We start from the raw sequence: 20420 nt of genomic DNA on the forward strand, positions 1-20420 counted from the left end.
GTTGATTTAAAAATCGATGTAACACCAACATCATCAACCGCAACGGTAATAAAAGATTATCTTTTTCAAATTGATACAAGTAACCTAACAAACCCAGTTAACACTTTTTACTATGCAAGTAGTGAAAGTATTATCACAATCGTTAAACCAACACCAAGCAGTGTGATAACTGGGTTTGTGTATGGTTGTGATGATCAATGAAATAAAACATCACAATCAAGCAATATTGACGCTACAAACGGGATAAAACTTGATGGGTCGCAATTAAACACAAAGGAGGGTAAATATGTTGTTGAACTGTCAGACAACCTAGGTCATACCGAAAATGTTTATTTACAAATAAACGAAAAGAAAGAAAAAGAAATAAAAGAATATTGAAACACGGATAATGGGAAACAATTTGAAATTTGAGCGAAAGCAAATGGATACGACAATATCCGTGGGTATAGTGCTAGTCAATTAAACAATCTTTTTGCAGATAGTAAAAAATTGACAACAACTAGCAAGTGATAGTCAAATTGCGAGTGCTGTTGCGGACTGATTTAAAACCAATGGTAAACTGTCAGCAACCGAACCGTTGACAAAAGAGCAAGTTGTCGAGCAGTTAAAAACGCAAATCCCAAGTGATATCAAAATTGATGGGGTAAATACCAGCAATTATGAGAAAGATAAAGTTTCGTTTGTTTTAAACCAAAGTGATTTTAAACCAAATGACAAAGTAAACATTACTGTTAAATACAATAATGCGACATCAGAACAATTTACCTTGCAAATCAAAGACAGCAAGACACCCGATAACAATAATAAAGGTAAGGATAGCAAACTGTGAATTATTGGCGTTGTTGCGGGTGTCTTGGCGGGTCTTGGTCTGGCATATTTGTTGTTTAAAAGATTTGTCTTTGATAAATATTTTTTACCAAAAATTAACAAACGCCGCCACGATAAATTAGTTGAAAAAGTTAGAAAAGAAGAAGCAGAAAAAGAAGCACAAAATAATAAAGGCGGTGATGAATAATGTTGACTTTGTTAGCAACAAGCGGGGTAAATGATTTACTTAACAAAATTTTAGGGATTGCTTTGCCAATATTAATTGCTATTGCAGTTGTATCAGCAATTATTATGATTGGTGTTTATGCGATTGGGGGTAAATTTAACGCTGATAGTAGCAACCGCAAAGAAACAATTAAAAAAAGTAATGTGAGTTTTAATTTGCTTGTTAATTGTTATTCTTGCAAGTGTAATTGTCTTGGCGTTTAAAGATACTATCGCCCCAATCACAAGTTAGGGGTGTAAATATGTTGTTCTGAAAACGAAAACAAGATAATTTAACGGTTATAAAATCAAAAAAACCAATATTAAAACAAGGGTTAGAGCAATTTATCGCTTACTATTTTAAAAAAATATTTACAATATTGGCAATCGCAATGATACCCTTGTTAATTATTGGTTGTATTGTGATTGCGATATTAGCGGCGGTTTTGTGGTTTTTGCCAAATACCGAACCAGCAACTAATATCCAAACATTTTTTTCTAATACTTTAAATGTTGAAACAGTAGAAACAACTGGCGGGTCAAACATAATGGGGGACATTATTGGGTGAGCAATAAATAGTTTTTGTGCTATTTTGTATCTTATTTTTATCAAACCGATTGTTTGGTTGTTGGGTGGAATGCAAGATGTCGTATACTTTATTGGTGGGGGAGCGTTAAGCGAACAATTATTTAGTATGAATAATATTAGCACGATATATTGGTTGTTGTTTGGTATTGCAATGGCGATGTTAATTGTCATTATTGGCACAAAAGCGATAGCGTGAATGTATAACAATCGCCGCCACGAAATAAAAGCGGCAATTACAAATATACTTATCATCATTATTGCCATTCCTTTAATACCGACATTGTTTATTATGGCAAATACAATTATGACGATGGTTGTTAAATTGTTTTTGCAAAATGCCCCAATAGATACAAATAATATTGCTTTGGCGATTTTTAATTCGTCGTTTGTTAATGGTGTTCATCATTTTAGTTATATTCCAGTGTCGTGGACTTTTGATGATAGTGGGTCTTTTAGTTATATTATTTGTTTGATTTCTGAGTGTTTTATGGTTTATATTATGTTTACTGTTTGTTTGTTTTTATTTTGGCGGGTAATTGAATTGTTTATCTTATTGTGTTACTCGCCCGTGGTTGTTGTAATGAGTGTCACCGACCAAGGACAACAATTTCGTAATTGAAAAGATATGGTTATTGGGCGATTTATAAGTTATGCCTTTATGTTTATAACTTACAACATATTTATTATGAGTATTGCGGTGTTGGGGCAAGTGGCAACATTTATGCCTAATTCTTTATCACAACCAATCTTTATCTTACTTGGTATCTTTGCCTTTGGTTTTGCCGTTGCAAAATCACCACAAATTATAACAAGTTTAATTGGCGGTAATACAGCGATGAGCGATAGTATCGGTAATCTGATGTCGTTTGGAATGGCAACTAACCTTGCTAAAATTGGCGGTAAATTCGCGTGAAAATCGGGGAAATTTGCCGCTCGTAATGTAGTTGGTAAACCAATTGGTTTAACCCAAGGGATAAGTAGTGCAATGAAAAGCGGTACCCCATTTAAAGATGCGGCAGCGGGGACTTTGTTTGGTGGTTTTAACCCTAATACGGGGGGTGTTGCCAGTGCCTTTGCTGGTCAAGCAATGAAAACGAAAGATAAAGTTATGACAAATATAAGTGATTATCAAACATTCAAAGAACAACGAAAACAGAAAACAAATAAAGACAGTGTTTTACAACAAGAAAACACTAAAACAACAAAGAAAGAAAAAGGAGACAAAAACAATGGAAAATAACACAAAAATTATCACTAAAAAAGCAAGTAAAGTCAGATTTACTGTTTCCAATGCTCTTGGTGGTATTGGTTGACAAGAACTTTTTATTATTTTTGCCGCGGTGGTTTTGATAACTTTATCTTTGACTTTGCTTGCAAAATTATCCTTGCTGGCGGGGGTTATTACAACTGTTATTGTTGCTATTTTAACAATATTTTTGATTGCACCTAATAAAAATGGTGAAAAATTATACTATGTGATTTTTGTTGCTATTGTGTTCTTATTTAAAAATAAAAATCATAAAATAGAAAACACGAACAACATACAAATTATCAATAACCGTGTTATTTTTAACAAAAAACAAGCACTTATATATAAAATAAATACCGTTGATTTAACATTGTCAACGCAAGAAGAACGCAATACACCGATTTATGACTTTTCTAATTATTTGCGTGGACTAAATTTTAATTTTGAAATTATCAAAATTGATAGTAAGTTGAATTTTAACAAAAATAAAAACTATCTTACACAGACTTTAAAGCAAGATAGTTTAAAAAATTCACAAAAACACCAATTAAATAATTTTTTGTCGATGTCTGAATACTTGGAAAACCAAAATTTAAAACTCGAACAAAATTATTATTTAATTGTTTTCACTAATAATAACGATAAAAAACTTGAATTATCGTTGTTATCGTATAATCAACATCTTTCTTTGACTTTGCCAACAAGCGAAGAAATTAAGAAAATTGTTGATAAAAAAATCATACCAACAAATACATCAATTTCAACATTACCAACATCGATTAAAGAAACTGCAAATTATTTGAAACTGGATAATAATAAATTTGTTAGTTATCTTACTGTTAATCAATTTCCGTTGACTGTTAATGATATGTGGTTGAGTAATTTTAGCGAAATAGAAAATGTCAATATTTCGCTTCGTGTTCACCATTTAGATAATATGACAGCGTTTAAATTGCTTGACCGTGCTATACGAAGAGCACAAGACCAAGAAACTAAAAAAGCAAGTGAAGATATTGAATATAACTTATATTTACAAAATTTTAATGAGTTATTACAACTTATTCAAGTTGGGGGTGAAACCTTAAAAATGGTTTCAATTATTTTCACTTGCTTTGCTGATAGTAAAACTGGTTTAGACCAAGTTGTTTCAAATTTAAAAAATGAAATGATAAGAAATCGTTTTACTATTAATGATTTGACATTTCGCCAATTTACAACATATAAATTTTTGTTATTTAACAATAATGATAAATTAAAAAACATCGAGCAAGAAATGGCAACGATTACTCTTGCGAGTGCTTGACCGTTTCCAAGTAAACCATTAAATGACCCTCGCGGGTTAATAATGGGTGAAAATGAACAAATACAACCCATTATCTTTGATATAAAAACCAAGTCATCAGTAAGAGCAAGTCATAACGCTTTTATTGTTGGTCAGATGGGGTTTGGAAAAACTTTTAATGTGAAAAAGCAATTAAATTGATTATATTGTAATAACACAAAAATTTATATTATTGACCCACAACGCGAATATGGTAGTTTTGCCAATTACCACGGTGGAGAAATTATTGAATTTGGTAATAACCCAAAAGCAAAAATTAACCCCTTAGAAATCTTTACTGATAATTTTTCCGAACACATTTCATTACTAGAACAATGGTTTAAAAATTTGTATAGTGATTTAACAAATATAGACCTTGCTAAATTACAAGAATATATTATTCAATTATATAAAAACTTTAAAATTACTGCTGATACAAATTTAAAAAAATTATCTCGAAAAGATTATCCAATTTTAACTGATTTATATAACTTGGTATATCAAAAAGAACAAGATACTTTGTTAGAAAAAATGTTGTGAAAACTAACCAAGGGAGCAGACGGCACCCTATTTAATGGTGTTAGTACCTTAGAAATTAAAAGCGACTTGATTGTTTTTGATATTTACAATATGGCAAAATCAAAAACAATTGCTAACGCCCAAATGTATTTGTTGTTAGCGTTGCTTGACCGTGTTATGAAAAAAAATAAGGAAGATAATTTAAACTTACCACTTGAGCAACAGAGTTGAATTTGTATTGCGGTGGATGAAGCACACTTATTAATTAACGAAGATAATTTGCTTGCCCTTAATTATTTATTTACTTTATCGAAAACTTGTCGTAAATTTAACGGAATTTTATATATTTTAACGCAAAGTATCGGTGACTTTACCCAGCACGGCGAAAATGTTAAACGCCAAGCACGGGGAATAATTGAACAGTGTACTTATCAATTTATTCATCACTTAAATTCAATCGGTTTGCAAAATTATACTGAATTATTGACTGATAACAATATGATAAATGCGTATGAGAAAAATGTTATTTTAACACCTAAAAAGGGACTTTGCTTATTTAGTATCAATGATAAACGCTATATTTTGCAAGTTATCGCCACAAGCGAAGAAATCAAAGCAATCGGTACCCAAGAAGACATTAATAACCTAGGAAAGGAAACATAAATTATGGAACCAAAGCAAACCGATTGAGTAACAGTTAACATTTTCGCACGCAGAAAACTAAAACGCGAAACCGAGAAAGCAGTTTTATTTTCTATTCCCAAACATAAAGGTTTGTCGGTGTGAATTAGTAAAAAATGCATTCACGGTTCGCGGAGGGGTAAATCACTTGCGGTTGGTATCAAAAGCACAGATGAATATATTATCTGATTATATGATAATGACGCTAAAATACATGTCAAAAGTGAAATTTGACAAGGACAGTACTTAATAAATCTTTATCAATGTGAATGAAACAAAATGCTTGAAGCAATTAAAATCAACCAAGAAGCATTAAATAAATAAAATCGTTTATATTGCATTGAGTTAATATGTTATTCGTTAAAATAACTTTCAATGCAGCACAAACGACATTTTTTTATAGAAAGGTAGGTGTTTAAAATGTGAAAAAAAATTATTAATTGGCGAGATAAAAATATTAGCAATAAAATTATTTATTGGTTTATTTTTATTTTAGTAATACCGTTTATGCTTGTATGTTTGATAAATTGTGCTTCGGCAATTATTATTATGTTTTTAAAATACCATACACTAGATTTTAAAAATTTTCATATTGCTTATGCTGATAAATATAGTTGGTTAATTTCAATTATTTTGTTTATTATTGCGTTTTTATTTTTCTTTTGATTTTATGTAAGTCATAAAATAGATAATATGGATAGTCCTAAAACAAAACAACAAAAATCAAACAAAGCAAGTGATAAAGAATTTAAAACATTACAGTTAAAAATGCTTGCCCTTAATAATAAGTATGGTATTCTTAAAACTAATTTAACTCAACATACTTTATTGGTTGGGACAACGGGGAGTGGTAAAACAACAACATTAATGTTTTTGGTAAAACAATTAAATCAAATATTTAAACAGACCACAATTATTATTGATGGGAAGGGAGATGTTGATTTAATTAATAAAGTTAAAAAACAAGACCCTAACGCCTTTATTTGAGAAATTGGTGGGTCAACTGAATACAACCCCTTTGCGACAAAAGATAGTGTTGTGTTATCGGATAAGATAATGTCATTGTTTGATTTTTCAGAACCTTTTTATCGTGATAAGGCAAAACATTATTTATTAATTTTATTAGATGTTTTAATAAAAAAGAAAATTCCTATAACGCTAAAAAACATTACAGATTATTTCCAACTTGGGAATTTAAGAGTATTGATTGGTGGCATAGTAGAACCTAACCAAATTAAACTTAGTAATTTTGAAGAAAAAGAAATTGTTGGTATGTATAGTAAATTAGATATTTGTTCTATGCAATTAAATAATTCGCTTGGCAAAAATAATAGTTTACTTGAATTGATCACAAAACATAAAACGATTTTGTTTAGTATAAATTCTTTGAAATACCCCGAGTTGGCGGGTGCGGTTGGTAAAATCATAATCCAAGACTTAAAAGAATTAACTACCCTAAAACCAGTTAATCAAAAAATTAACATTGTTTTAGATGAGTTTAATGTCTTTGCAAGTGAAACTATTGTCAATTTGATAAATAAGTCGCGTAGTTTTAATTATCAATGTTTCTTGTCATTTCAAACAATAAATGATTTAAAAACAAACAATATGAATTTAACAGACACTATCTTCGGAAATGTTAGCACTATTGTTTGTCATAACATTAAAGACCCGAACACGGCGGAATATGTAGCGAGTGTCTTTGGTACCCAAGAAACCGAAAAACTAACTCGCCAACTTGATTTTAAAAATAACACCGCTGATATGGGTTCGGTGCGTGCGGTGGATGAGTTTATTGTTCACCCGAACGACCTGAAAACTATTAAAATCGGAGAATGCTATTTAAAAACAACGCTACCAAGTGGTAAGTTATTTATTAAAAAAATTGCGGTTGACCCCACTTGTTTAGATTATTTAATTCAACATTTAAACAAATAAATATTTTAAAATATTTATAATTGAGTTAAAATTAATTAAAGTATTTATTTTATTTAATCTATTATGCTATTAATTTCTTTTATTAGTTTAAAAATTATTATTTATAAAATACTTTAATTAATGAAAGGAATTTTTTATATGTACAGAAATTTTCAAAATAATCAATTATTTATAAAAGAGGTAGATGTTATTTTTGCTGATAAAGCAATGTTTAAAACAATTACTGACAAAAATAATATTCAACGCAATTTGTTTTCATTTTATGTAAATGATGACGGACAAAATATTAAATGTGTTACTTGAAACGAAACTGCGGATAATTTAAACAAAGTATTTAATAAAGATACTAAAACAATTGAAATTAAATATCTTCACAAAAATAACAAAAACACTGACGAACTTGAATATAGTGTTAGAGAATTTAATATTATCAATTAAATTATGTTATATTAACAACGATGTATTTAAAATACATCACCTTTATAAATTAGGTTTAAACAAAAACACCTTATTTTACTAAGGTTTTTTTGTTTTTTTAAAATTTATTGATAAATTTATTTATCTGTTGTACAATGTAAATGTTAGCAATTAAATTGCTAGGACAATTAAAAACGGAAACACAACGATTTTTGAACAACAACTGTGTTTCCATAAACATCTTAACATATTTTATTTACCTTAGAATATGTTTATCAATTATTATAATGTTTGTGGAAATAGCGGTCTGTTATTTCCCTTTTTATTTGTTACACAAAAAGGAGTTGAAATTAAATTATTTAATCCCCCTTTGTGGTAAAATAAAAACAACTAAATAAACAAAAAGAAAAATGACCCATCAGTCATTCTTCTATACACCTATTAAGCGGTCCAACAAACCACTTAATTAGGTTATTGATTTAACCCCCACCTTTTGGTAGGTCAGTTAAATTATAACATTTATTTAATTTTTGTGTATAGGTAGAATGAAAAAAAGTTCATTCTACCTATTTTTTTATTTAATATATCAAAACAACACAAAATTCAGTTTATATCAGCGTTGAAATAACCAAAAAGAATTATTCTACATTTTGGAAAATATCAACGCCAATAAAGCGTTTAAATTCGCTCAAAACGGCAGAAAGGAGCAATATTATTATGCAACAATTACAACAAACAGAACAACTCAATTATCACTTTGTTGAGATAAATGGGTTTAATCATAAAGTTATTAATCAACTTGACGAGAAAAAACATATCTCTAATTTTTACTTACCCAAAAAAATTGTTCGCCAACACCCTACCCGCAAAGATAGTTATAAAGTCAAAATTTATGACAAATTTATTTGTGTGCCAAAAATAATGTGTTTTATTGATAAAACTGGTAAATACTTTTTGGTTGGTCTTGATATGTTTTTTACCTACTGAATTTATAATACGCGTGATAATAATAAATATCGCTTGGCGGGTTATCAAGCAATTAAAGACACTGCAATTAAAGAATTGCATTATTTAACTGTGTCTGCTCGAAGATACGAAAAAGAACAAGCAACAAACCCATTTTTAAGTGGGTTAACTTACCAACAAGCACGCGAACAAATTTGTGATGAAAGCGACAAATTAAAAGCAGAATACCAATCTTTCGTAAAAACTAAGTATTCTGCTAATAAAAAATCATTAATTAAAAATAAAGAGAATAATTCTCTTGTTAATGATTATAACACCTTGTATGAAAAAAACAAGGGCGACCCACCAAAATTATCCGAAGAAGAACTCACCCAGTTATTAGCGGAATTAGACAACTTAAACTAATTCCCCTACCGAGTTCTTAACTCCCCTACCAACAAAGCAGAGAACTTGCATAAAACCACAGCGTAGCAAGACAACGAATAAACAAAACCAAGATATGGTCGTGATCATATCGTTTTTGCTGTTTGGCAAATCAACTCCTTTTTTCTTACTTTTTTATTCCAATAGAAAACCAAAATAAATACCATTACTATATCAAAACAAAATATTTAATAAATTTTATATATTTTTTAAATAAATTTATTAGTATTTTTTGAATAAAATACTAAATATATTAAAATTTAAGATATAATTATTAGGTATTAATATGGTGCTTTTAAATACCATATATAATATTGTTTAGACTGCGGAACACAAATCATTTTGGCACGCCAATCACCCGAAACCCCGCACTCCCAACGTTGTTGATAGCACGGGGTTTCGGCTTAATGTTTGTGTTCCGCAGTGGTGAGTTTATGTTGGTTATATTAATTGCAATTAATATAACCAACATAAACTCACCTAGTTCCTTTTTTCTTTTTGCCCGTGCCCTTAAAAGAAAAAAGCGAACACAAAAAAGAAAAAACCCCACCCTTTCAGTAAGACAACGGTGGTTGGTAAGGAGTTGATGTTATGGGTGAGTTAGAAAAAATATTGCTGATGATAAATCGTTGAGGATACTTAAACATAGAACAAGTTGCATTGTTGACACAAAAATCATTTATAAGTGCTAAACGAATTTTAGAACGAAATTTAAAAAAAGGTTTTTATAAAATAGACCAACATACAAGAAAAAACATTTATTATCTTTCTCATAAGGGAAATACTTTTGTTGGGCGTGAACACAAAAAAGCAATTAAAATAAATTGCTATGAAATGCCCCACCAAGATATGCTGATTAAATGACTTTGTAGTCAAACCGACATCGAACATTACCAAACAGAGCGGGAGTTAAAAATGGAAAACGGCAATTTGAATGCTTATCCAGACTTAATTGTTTATAAAACTGACGGAACAATTCAATTAGTCGAGTTTGAACGCACACGAAAAACTCCCGAGCGGTTTTTTAAAAAATTACAGGGTTTAGTAGAATATTATAAACAAAATTATACGGTTCACTGAATTACCCCAACTCAAACCCTCGCCAACTGAATACAAAATCAAGTCAACAAATGACAAGCACCACAAGAACTAAACACCTACGAAATCTGAAACAACAAGGAGTAATTTTTGGGCGAGCGGTTGATTTTTTTAACTTTTTATGATAAAATGACTTAAAAGTTAAAAAAAGTTTTGAAAATCTTTCAAACAAATTTGGGAACCTTTATAAAATTCTTCGCTTAACGCTTAGAATTTTTCCCAAGTACTTTGAAAAGCACGGCAAAAGTTTTTTTTAAATTTATAGTAATTTACATAAAATTTAAAAAATCACCGCGAGCCCAGTTTATATATAAATTAATGGAAAATAGTTAAATGAAAAAAATAAAAAATTGATTTAATTAATTAAAAGTGTTTATTGATTACCCAAAGATATAAACATTGATAAAAAATGCAAATAAGAAAATATCAGGAATTAATAAAGTATTCTAATTTTTTATTTTTATGAAAATAAAGTTATTTACTAATTTCACAATTCAACATTTTCATATTCTTTTTCTTCACTTGCTTTGATTTCTAATCAATTATGAATTAATATATCTATGTCGTTTTGCCCGCCATATCCTTTATTTTTATTTATTAAAATAATTGACTTTCTATTGTCATCAATTCTCGTAATTTTTATATTATGCACTAATTTATCATAATTATTTTTTAAAATACTTTTTAAATATTTTTTTAACTCAAATATAATATTAACATTTTCCCCATCAAGTTTTATATAAACTTCTTCATATTCTTTTTCACAATTTTCTTTAAGTGTTTCATATTTTTTTTTAAATTCAACATATTTTTTATATACATTATTTTTCATTTCGTTTAGTTTTTCTAATCTACATACTTTTTGTTCTAATTCATAATTATAAAATTTTAATTCATTTATCATTTCTATAAAATTATATAATTTTTCACCTTCATTTTTTTCTTTACTATTTAAAATAGTTCTTATTTTTTCTTCTATAAAATTATAATTATTAATAGTACTATCCTTAATTTTTTGTTTTATTTTTGAATTATTTTTTACATCATTATTTCCTATTTTAATATTGTCATTTTGTCCAACTTTATTTCCATCAACGGTATTTTTTTTCTTTCACATTTTTATAACCTTTCTTTTTAATATAATATTTAATATATTATACCATTATTTTAAAACCCTTATTTTATAAGGGTTTTTCATTGTTTGTTTTGCTATTGTCCTCTGTGCTGCATTGAAAGTTATTTTCACGGGTAAATGGTAATAAAAATAATATATTAATGCTATTATAATTATTTATATAAAATAATTATATTTACTATTTAAAGTATAAATAATTATTTATAATTATTTATATAAAAAAACTTGATTTTAATTATATTTTTGATATTATAATTATAAATAATTATAATTACTATTTAAAGTATAAATAATTATTTTAGAAAGGAAATAAAATAATTATGCCAAACATAGATAAAGAAAAAACGAATATAACTAAAAATTTAATAAATAAAACATCAAGTTTTAGTGATGTTAGAGAATTTAAAAAATTAGATAATTCTACTTTTATGCCACGTATGAAATGTAATTCACAAGTGGTTAAGGAATTTAGAAAAGAAGCAAAAAGAAAGAAATGGCAATTAACAACTTTAATGAACGAAATTTTAGCAGAAAGATATAACATAGATTTGGAGAATAGTAAAAATGAAAATGATTAGTTTTGCAGTTAAAAAAGGTGGGGTAGGCAAAACGACATTATGCAAAAATGTCGCCTATAAATTTGCTTTGGAAAATAAAAAAGTTTTAGTAATTGATTTAGACCCCCAAGCAACAATAACACTAAATTTAGTTAATAATGTATATAATAAAAATAAAACAATCAAGTCTGTTTTAACAGAACCAGAATTAATAAAAATATTACAACTTATTCAATCAACGAAATATAAAAACATTGACATTATTGTTGGTGGGGAACAACTAAATAAAGTATCTGCTATTTTAAATTTAAACTATTCAAATGAAAAAGACCAACATTTAATAGCAGATACTTTGTATATGGAAAATGAGAAAACTTTTGATGGTTATGATTATGTATTGATTGACTACCCACCGTCTATTAATGAATTATCACTTAGTTTTTTGATGTTATCTGATTTAATAATAGCACCGTTAACTGATGATGGAGGTTGTTATAAAGGGGTATTAGATTTAAAAAATACTTTAAATCATATTGCTAAAATTATTAATAAAGAACCACCAAATATTAAGATTTTACTAAATAATGTAAAAAATAATGATGTTACAGAAACCATTTTGGAATGATTAAAAAATGATAATCTTAATCAATATTTATTAAAATGTGAAATTAAACACTCAGATACTTTTTCAAAAAACACAGTTAAATTAGACACAATATGGACTAACCCTACATATTGACGCCAGAAACAAGCATACGAAGAACTCATCAAAGAAATCAAATAACTATGAAAAAAGTATGAGTTAATAATCTTATATATATATTTATTTTCATTTTCTTTGATCTTTTCCTCCCAATAATTCTATATTATTTAATTTATTCTCTTAAATTAAATACTGCTGTAATTTTTACTTTATTAGGTTATCAGATTTTTAAACTTTTTGTTGTTGAATTTTATTTTAAAAAAAATAATAAATATTTTATTAAAATATTTGATAAATTAAATTTAGATAAACAAAAAAAGATAATAAAAAGATTTTTGTTATTTATTTGTTTAGATATTTTTAAATTCCTTTCATTATTGGCATTTATTTTGATTATTTTAATATATAAATTAACTCCATTAGTTCCTCAATTTGAAAAAAATTATCCTTTATTAGTAGCAATAATTTCGCCATATGTATTATTTATTATTAATATATTTATTTATTGAATTAAATATTTTATATATAAAAATAAAAAGGAGCAATGAAAAATTATATTTGAAGGTTTTTATTTACTACCTAATTTAAAAATAGATAAAAACTGCGGGGAATAAAAAAAGATATCAAAAAACCACACCTATAAATTAGATGTGGTAAAATAATAGTAGTAAGCGACTTTTTCTCTTACTGCTTCTCAAATTTTATTAAACAAAGTGATAGTAATTTATTTGGCGATAAATTACTATCGTGGAAACACTAGTAAACACCTAGCGTTTCCACAGACAATTTTAACATATTTTACTGGGGTATTTTGTTTGTCCTTTTGATACTCTTGTGAAATATGTTAGAAATTGTTTTGTGGGAATAGTGCTGTGGTGCTATTCCTATTTTTTATGGGAATATCAATTTCAGAAAGGAAATAAGAAAATGAAAAAATTATTAAGTTTATTAACCATAACTACACTGACAGCGAGCATTCCCGCACCGTTGTTTGCCAACACACCCGCAACACGCACCTTGACATCTAATTCAAACAACGAAATATCATCCCCAACCAAAATAAATGGCATAAGTAATAATGCTTATTCACTTGCTGCTGATAGTAAAAATAACATTTACTTTGGGACAAAGGACGGTGCGTATAAATTGTCTGCTGGTTCGGACACACCAACCAAAATAAATGGTATTGATAAAAAAGTTAATTCCCTTGCCATTGATAGCAATGACAACATTTATTTTGGGACAAATAACGGTGTTTTTGTGTTAAAACAAGGTGCAACAACACCAACCAAAATCGATGGAATAAATGGTTATGTTGTTTCACTTGCAGTTGATAAAAACGACAACATTTATTTTGGAACATTTACTAATGTATATCTTTTAAAAAACGGTGCAACATCCCCAACCAAAATAAATGGCATAAGTGGTGACATTGCTACAATTTTAGTTGATAGTAAAGATAATATTTATATAGCAACCAATCTTGAAGGTGTTTCTGTTTTAAAAAACGGTGCAACAACACCAACCAAAATTGATGGAATAAATATGCATTTAAATACAATAAAAATTGATAGTAAAGAAAATATTTATATAGGTACAAATAGTGGTATTTATCTTTTAAAAAACGGTGCAACAACACCAACCAAAATAAATGGCATAAGTGGTGACATTGCTACAATTTTAGTTGATAGTAAAGAAAATATTTATTTTGGAACAGATAACGGTGCCTATGTGTTAAAACAAGGTGCAACAACACCAACCAAAATAAATGGCATAAGTAATAATGTTAATTACCTAGTTTTTGATAAACAAAATAATATGTACATTGCCGCTAGCAACGGAGCATATATTTTAGCATTCCCTTTTCCAGTTTTAGATTGGGTAAAACAACAAAGTCAGTTTAACTTAGTTGATAGTACGAAAGCGATGACTTGAACTCGCCCCGACTTGCTTACGGTTGATGGGGAGTTAAACATTGATATTGCCAACCCCAACATTGATAAGGTTGTCTTTGATAATGTCCAACAACCACAAACAAGTAAACAATGACATATCAATGTTAAACCCGAAACCGCACCCCGCGACCATAATTTACAAGTATTTTTTACTTTGGAAGGTAAACAATACACGAGTGAAATTATTGTCTCGATGCAAGCGAAAATTGACCCACCAGCAACAAGTAAACAAGAAAATTTAAGTGAGTTAATTAAAACGACTGATTTAGGAAATATCTTAGATAACAACGATGACACTATTTTTTCTGCTGTTAATCAAAAAAATCACAATGTTATTGATGATTTTTCGCAAATTGAAATAACAAAAAAAGATAATAATTCTGCAACTTTAACCGCGAAAAAAGATAGTAAAAGTTATGCGGGTTCGGTTGATGTTAAATACAATGTTGTTTCAGCAACGACAGTTGATTTAAAAATCGATGTAACACCAACATCATCAACCGCAACGGTAATAAAAGATTATCTTTTTCAAATTGATACAAGTAACCTAACAAACCCAGTTAACACTTTTTACTATGCAAGTAGTGAAAGTATTATCACAATCGTTAAACCAACACCAAGCAGTGTGATAACTGGGTTTGTGTATGGTTGTGATGATCAATGAAATAAAACATCACAATCAAGCAATATTGACGCTACAAACGGGATAAAACTTGATGGGTCGCAATTAAACACAAAGGAGGGTAAATATGTTGTTGAACTGTCAGACAACCTAGGTCATACCGAAAATGTTTATTTACAAATAAACGAAAAGAAAGAAAAAGAAATAAAAGAATATTGAAACACGGATAATGGGAAACAATTTGAAATTTGAGCGAAAGCAAATGGATACGACAATATCCGTGGGTATAGTGCTAGTCAATTAAACAATCTTTTTGCAGATAGTAAAAATTGACAACAACTAGCAAGTGATAGTCAAATTGCGAGTGCTGTTGCGGACTGATTTAAAACCAATGGTAAACTGTCAGCAACCGAACCGTTGACAAAAGAGCAAGTTGTCGAGCAGTTAAAAACGCAAATCCCAAGTGATATCAAAATTGATGGGGTAAATACCAGCAATTATGAGAAAGATAAAGTTTCGTTTGTTTTAAACCAAAGTGATTTTAAACCAAATGACAAAGTAAACATTACTGTTAAATACAATAATGCGACATCAGAACAATTTACCTTGCAAATCAAAGACAGCAAGACACCCGATAACAATAATAAAGGTAAGGATAGCAAACTGTGAATTATTGGCGTTGTTGCGGGTGTCTTGGCGGGTCTTGGTCTGGCATATTTGTTGTTTAAAAGATTTGTCTTTGATAAATATTTTTTACCAAAAATTAACAAACGCCGCCACGATAAATTAGTTGAAAAAGTTAGAAAAGAAGAAGCAGAAAAAGAAGCACAAAATAATAAAGGCGGTGATGAATAATGTTGACTTTGTTAGCAACAAGCGGGGTAAATGATTTACTTAACAAAATTTTAGGGATTGCTTTGCCAATATTAATTGCTATTGCAGTTGTATCAGCAATTATTATGATTGGTGTTTATGCGATTGGGGGTAAATTTAACGCTGATAGTAGCAACCGCAAAGAAACAATTAAAAAAGTAATGTGAGTTTTAATTTGCTTGTTAATTGTTATTCTTGCAAGTGTAATTGTCTTGGCGTTTAAAGATACTATCGCCCCAATCACAAGTTAGGGGGTGTAAATATGTTGTTCTGAAAACGAAAACAAGATAATTTAACGGTTATAAAATCAAAAAAACCAATATTAAAACAAGGGTTAGAGCAATTTATCGCTTACTATTTTAAAAAAATATTTACAATATTGGCAATCGCAATGATACCCTTGTTAATTATTGGTTGTATTGTGATTGCGATATTAGCGGCGGTTTTGTGGTTTTTGCCAAATACCGAACCAGCAACTAATATCCAAACATTTTTTTCTAATACTTTAAATGTTGAAACAGTAGAAACAACTGGCGGGTCAAACATAATGGGGGACATTATTGGGTGAGCAATAAATAGTTTTTGTGCTATTTTGTATCTTATTTTTATCAAACCGATTGTTTGGTTGTTGGGTGGAATGCAAGATGTCGTATACTTTATTGGTGGGGGAGCGTTAAGCGAACAATTATTTAGTATGAATAATATTAGCACGATATATTGGTTGTTGTTTGGTATTGCAATGGCGATGTTAATTGTCATTATTGGCACAAAAGCGATAGCGTGAATGTATAACAATCGCCGCCACGAAATAAAAGCGGCAATTACAAATATACTTATCATCATTATTGCCATTCCTTTAATACCGACATTGTTTATTATGGCAAATACAATTATGACGATGGTTGTTAAATTGTTTTTGCAAAATGCCCCAATAGATACAAATAATATTGCTTTGGCGATTTTTAATTCGTCGTTTGTTAATGGTGTTCATCATTTTAGTTATATTCCAGTGTCGTGGACTTTTGATGATAGTGGGTCTTTTAGTTATATTATTTGTTTGATTTCTGAGTGTTTTATGGTTTATATTATGTTTACTGTTTGTTTGTTTTTATTTTGGCGGGTAATTGAATTGTTTATCTTATTGTGTTACTCGCCCGTGGTTGTTGTAATGAGTGTCACCGACCAAGGACAACAATTTCGTAATTGAAAAGATATGGTTATTGGGCGATTTATAAGTTATGCCTTTATGTTTATAACTTACAACATATTTATTATGAGTATTGCGGTGTTGGGGCAAGTGGCAACATTTATGCCTAATTCTTTATCACAACCAATCTTTATCTTACTTGGTATCTTTGCCTTTGGTTTTGCCGTTGCAAAATCACCACAAATTATAACAAGTTTAATTGGCGGTAATACAGCGATGAGCGATAGTATCGGTAATCTGATGTCGTTTGGAATGGCAACTAACCTTGCTAAAATTGGCGGTAAATTCGCGTGAAAATCGGGGAAATTTGCCGCTCGTAATGTAGTTGGTAAACCAATTGGTTTAACCCAAGGGATAAGTAGTGCAATGAAAAGCGGTACCCCATTTAAAGATGCGGCAGCGGGGACTTTGTTTGGTGGTTTTAACCCTAATACGGGGGGTGTTGCCAGTGCCTTTGCTGGTCAAGCAATGAAAACGAAAGATAAAGTTATGACAAATATAAGTGATTATCAAACATTCAAAGAACAACGAAAACAGAAAACAAATAAAGACAGTGTTTTACAACAAGAAAACACTAAAACAACAAAGAAAGAAAAAGGAGACAAAAACAATGGAAAATAACACAAAAATTATCACTAAAAAAGCAAGTAAAGTCAGATTTACTGTTTCCAATGCTCTTGGTGGTATTGGTTGACAAGAACTTTTTATTATTTTTGCCGCGGTGGTTTTGATAACTTTATCTTTGACTTTGCTTGCAAAATTATCCTTGCTGGCGGGGGTTATTACAACTGTTATTGTTGCTATTTTAACAATATTTTTGATTGCACCTAATAAAAATGGTGAAAAATTATACTATGTGATTTTTGTTGCTATTGTGTTCTTATTTAAAAATAAAAATCATAAAATAGAAAACACGAACAACATACAAATTATCAATAACCGTGTTATTTTTAACAAAAAACAAGCACTTATATATAAAATAAATACCGTTGATTTAACATTGTCAACGCAAGAAGAACGCAATACACCGATTTATGACTTTTCTAATTATTTGCGTGGACTAAATTTTAATTTTGAAATTATCAAAATTGATAGTAAGTTGAATTTTAACAAAAATAAAAACTATCTTACACAGACTTTAAAGCAAGATAGTTTAAAAAATTCACAAAAACACCAATTAAATAATTTTTTGTCGATGTCTGAATACTTGGAAAACCAAAATTTAAAACTCGAACAAAATTATTATTTAATTGTTTTCACTAATAATAACGATAAAAAACTTGAATTATCGTTGTTATCGTATAATCAACATCTTTCTTTGACTTTGCCAACAAGCGAAGAAATTAAGAAAATTGTTGATAAAAAAATCATACCAACAAATACATCAATTTCAACATTACCAACATCGATTAAAGAAACTGCAAATTATTTGAAACTGGATAATAATAAATTTGTTAGTTATCTTACTGTTAATCAATTTCCGTTGACTGTTAATGATATGTGGTTGAGTAATTTTAGCGAAATAGAAAATGTCAATATTTCGCTTCGTGTTCACCATTTAGATAATATGACAGCGTTTAAATTGCTTGACCGTGCTATACGAAGAGCACAAGACCAAGAAACTAAAAAAGCAAGTGAAGATATTGAATATAACTTATATTTACAAAATTTTAATGAGTTATTACAACTTATTCAAGTTGGGGGTGAAACCTTAAAAATGGTTTCAATTATTTTCACTTGCTTTGCTGATAGTAAAACTGGTTTAGACCAAGTTGTTTCAAATTTAAAAAATGAAATGATAAGAAATCGTTTTACTATTAATGATTTGACATTTCGCCAATTTACAACATATAAATTTTTGTTATTTAACAATAATGATAAATTAAAAAACATCGAGCAAGAAATGGCAACGATTACTCTTGCGAGTGCTTGACCGTTTCCAAGTAAACCATTAAATGACCCTCGCGGGTTAATAATGGGTGAAAATGAACAAATACAACCCATTATCTTTGATATAAAAACCAAGTCATCAGTAAGAGCAAGTCATAACGCTTTTATTGTTGGTCAGATGGGGTTTGGAAAAACTTTTAATGTGAAAAAGCAATTAAATTGATTATATTGTAATAACACAAAAATTTATATTATTGACCCACAACGCGAATATGGTAGTTTTGCCAATTACCACGGTGGAGAAATTATTGAATTTGGTAATAACCCAAAAGCAAAAATTAACCCCTTAGAAATCTTTACTGATAATTTTTCCGAACACATTTCATTACTAGAACAATGGTTTAAAAATTTGTATAGTGATTTAACAAATATAGACCTTGCTAAATTACAAGAATATATTATTCAATTATATAAAAACTTTAAAATTACTGCTGATACAAATTTAAAAAAATTATCTCGAAAAGATTATCCAATTTTAACTGATTTATATAACTTGGTATATCAAAAAGAACAAGATACTTTGTTAGAAAAAATGTTGTGAAAACTAACCAAGGGAGCAGACGGCACCCTATTTAATGGTGTTAGTACCTTAGAAATTAAAAGCGACTTGATTGTTTTTGATATTTACAATATGGCAAAATCAAAAACAATTGCTAACGCCCAAATGTATTTGTTGTTAGCGTTGCTTGACCGTGTTATGAAAAAAAATAAGGAAGATAATTTAAACTTACCACTTGAGCAACAGAGTTGAATTTGTATTGCGGTGGATGAAGCACACTTATTAATTAACGAAGATAATTTGCTTGCCCTTAATTATTTATTTACTTTATCGAAAACTTGTCGTAAATTTAACGGAATTTTATATATTTTAACGCAAAGTATCGGTGACTTTACCCAGCACGGCGAAAATGTTAAACGCCAAGCACGGGGAATAATTGAACAGTGTACTTATCAATTTATTCATCACTTAAATTCAATCGGTTTGCAAAATTATACTGAATTATTGACTGATAACAATATGATAAATGCGTATGAGAAAAATGTTATTTTAACACCTAAAAAGGGACTTTGCTTATTTAGTATCAATGATAAACGCTATATTTTGCAAGTTATCGCCACAAGCGAAGAAATCAAAGCAATCGGTACCCAAGAAGACATTAATAACCTAGGAAAGGAAACATAAAT

The 20420-nt window shown here is 29.0% G+C and carries 17 protein-coding genes; 16 read left to right on the plus strand and 1 reads right to left on the minus strand.

The window, feature by feature from the left end; all coding sequences use genetic code 4:
• Positions 1-162: 162 nt before the first annotated feature.
• From SDAV_RS11205 to SDAV_RS11250, 10 genes are all read left to right on the plus strand, one after another.
• Entirely contained in the window at positions 163-513 is a 351-nt protein-coding gene (locus SDAV_RS11205; protein ID WP_151202551.1) for a hypothetical protein, read from the plus strand.
• A complete protein-coding gene (locus SDAV_RS13785) occupies positions 473-1015 on the plus strand; it encodes a hypothetical protein (protein ID WP_245938604.1) in 543 nt (180 codons plus the stop codon). The genes SDAV_RS11205 and SDAV_RS13785 overlap by 41 nt, the downstream gene beginning before the upstream one ends.
• Positions 1015-1257, plus strand: coding sequence for a hypothetical protein (locus SDAV_RS11215; protein WP_114565650.1), 243 nt, complete (start codon positions 1015-1017; stop codon positions 1255-1257). Before SDAV_RS13785 ends, SDAV_RS11215 begins: the two co-directional genes overlap by 1 nt.
• A 38-nt stretch (positions 1258-1295) precedes the next feature.
• The gene (locus tag SDAV_RS11220) at positions 1296-2861 is read left to right on the plus strand and encodes an Mbov_0396 family ICE element transmembrane protein (RefSeq protein WP_114565651.1); all 1566 of its coding nucleotides are present in this window, start codon (positions 1296-1298) and stop codon (positions 2859-2861) included.
• Positions 2851-5373 (plus strand): Mbov_0397 family ICE element conjugal transfer ATPase, encoded by a 2523-nt coding sequence (locus tag SDAV_RS11225; RefSeq protein ID WP_114565652.1) that lies wholly within the window; start codon positions 2851-2853, stop codon positions 5371-5373. Before SDAV_RS11220 ends, SDAV_RS11225 begins: the two co-directional genes overlap by 11 nt.
• Positions 5374-5376: 3 nt before the next feature.
• Positions 5377-5715 (plus strand): hypothetical protein, encoded by a 339-nt coding sequence (locus tag SDAV_RS11230; protein ID WP_114565653.1) that lies wholly within the window; start codon positions 5377-5379, stop codon positions 5713-5715.
• A gap of 96 nt (positions 5716-5811) precedes the next feature.
• Positions 5812-7329: a type IV secretion system DNA-binding domain-containing protein gene (locus SDAV_RS11235; protein WP_114565654.1), complete on the plus strand. Its 1518-nt coding sequence runs from the start codon at positions 5812-5814 to the stop codon at positions 7327-7329.
• A 138-nt stretch (positions 7330-7467) separates the two neighbouring features.
• Positions 7468-7767 carry a hypothetical protein gene (locus tag SDAV_RS11240; RefSeq protein ID WP_114565623.1) on the plus strand — a complete coding sequence of 100 codons (300 nt, stop codon included), beginning with the start codon at positions 7468-7470 and terminating at the stop codon, positions 7765-7767.
• Between the two features lie 696 nt (positions 7768-8463).
• Complete coding sequence (locus SDAV_RS11245; protein ID WP_114565655.1) at positions 8464-9117, plus strand: hypothetical protein; 654 nt, start codon at positions 8464-8466, stop codon at positions 9115-9117.
• Positions 9118-9726: 609 nt separating this feature from the next.
• Positions 9727-10320 carry a hypothetical protein gene (locus tag SDAV_RS11250; protein WP_114565656.1) on the plus strand — a complete coding sequence of 198 codons (594 nt, stop codon included), beginning with the start codon at positions 9727-9729 and terminating at the stop codon, positions 10318-10320.
• 394 nt (positions 10321-10714) lie between these two features.
• Here the strand turns inward: SDAV_RS11250 and SDAV_RS11255 are convergent, their stop codons facing one another.
• On the minus strand, positions 10715-11350 hold the full coding sequence (locus SDAV_RS11255) for a hypothetical protein (RefSeq protein ID WP_114565657.1): 636 nt from the start codon (positions 11348-11350) through the stop codon (positions 10715-10717).
• Positions 11351-11688: 338 nt separating this feature from the next.
• Between SDAV_RS11255 and SDAV_RS11260 the strand changes: the two genes are divergently transcribed.
• The 6 genes from SDAV_RS11260 (at position 11689) to SDAV_RS11290 (ending at position 20418) form a co-directional block, all read left to right on the plus strand.
• Positions 11689-11946, plus strand: a complete 258-nt coding sequence (locus SDAV_RS11260) for a hypothetical protein (protein WP_114565658.1) — start codon at positions 11689-11691, stop codon at positions 11944-11946.
• Positions 11933-12709: a ParA family protein gene (locus SDAV_RS11265; protein ID WP_011310461.1), complete on the plus strand. Its 777-nt coding sequence runs from the start codon at positions 11933-11935 to the stop codon at positions 12707-12709. The genes SDAV_RS11260 and SDAV_RS11265 overlap by 14 nt, the downstream gene beginning before the upstream one ends.
• Positions 12710-13555: 846 nt before the next feature.
• Positions 13556-16060 carry a ligand-binding sensor domain-containing protein gene (locus SDAV_RS11275; RefSeq protein ID WP_114565660.1) on the plus strand — a complete coding sequence of 835 codons (2505 nt, stop codon included), beginning with the start codon at positions 13556-13558 and terminating at the stop codon, positions 16058-16060.
• A complete protein-coding gene (locus SDAV_RS11280) occupies positions 16060-16329 on the plus strand; it encodes an Mbov_0395 family pilin-like conjugal transfer protein (RefSeq protein ID WP_114565661.1) in 270 nt (89 codons plus the stop codon). Before SDAV_RS11275 ends, SDAV_RS11280 begins: the two co-directional genes overlap by 1 nt.
• 11 nt (positions 16330-16340) lie before the next feature.
• On the plus strand, positions 16341-17906 hold the full coding sequence (locus SDAV_RS11285; RefSeq protein ID WP_114565651.1) for an Mbov_0396 family ICE element transmembrane protein: 1566 nt from the start codon (positions 16341-16343) through the stop codon (positions 17904-17906).
• Positions 17896-20418: an Mbov_0397 family ICE element conjugal transfer ATPase gene (locus SDAV_RS11290; RefSeq protein WP_114565652.1), complete on the plus strand. Its 2523-nt coding sequence runs from the start codon at positions 17896-17898 to the stop codon at positions 20416-20418. Before SDAV_RS11285 ends, SDAV_RS11290 begins: the two co-directional genes overlap by 11 nt.
• Positions 20419-20420: the final 2 nt, after the last annotated feature.

Origin of the sequence: Spiroplasma phoeniceum P40 (assembly GCF_003339775.1) — a bacterium.
Classification (GTDB): domain Bacteria; phylum Bacillota_I; class Bacilli_A; order Mycoplasmatales; family Mycoplasmataceae; genus Spiroplasma; species Spiroplasma phoeniceum.